The organism is Sulfitobacter sp. HI0040, assembly GCF_001634885.1.
Taxonomy (GTDB): Bacteria; Pseudomonadota; Alphaproteobacteria; order Rhodobacterales; family Rhodobacteraceae; genus Sulfitobacter.
Genome location: NZ_LWEX01000592.1, coordinates 1 through 269, shown reverse-complemented (window position 1 = coordinate 269; position 269 = coordinate 1). Strand labels below are relative to the sequence as shown.

The 269-nt window shown below is 62.8% G+C and carries 1 protein-coding gene; it reads right to left on the bottom strand.

Going from position 1 to position 269, the window contains the following annotated elements:
• Positions 1-72: 72 nt before the first annotated feature.
• Positions 73-269 (bottom strand): hypothetical protein (locus A3728_RS21305; RefSeq protein ID WP_150120940.1); only part of this gene is annotated, 197 nt, incomplete at its 5' end.

Here is a 269-nt window from a genome sequence, read left to right as displayed (position 1 = left end):
GCCGGATATCAAACTGTCATTTCGGTGAGGAGGTAGGGAACGGCGCCCCGCATGGCGGGACGCCCTCTGTTGTTACTCTGCCGGGACGGCGGCGCGTTCGACGCCGATGGGTGCGGGAAGATGCGCCAACATCTCCTTGGGGCAGACCTGCAGGAAATGTTCCTTCTCCGTCTCCCAGTGCTGCAGGATGTCACCCGCCCGGCGGCTTCCGGTTTCCTTCAGATGCCGCTCCAGCAGTTCCTTCAGCTCGGATGTCCAGTGATCCACGG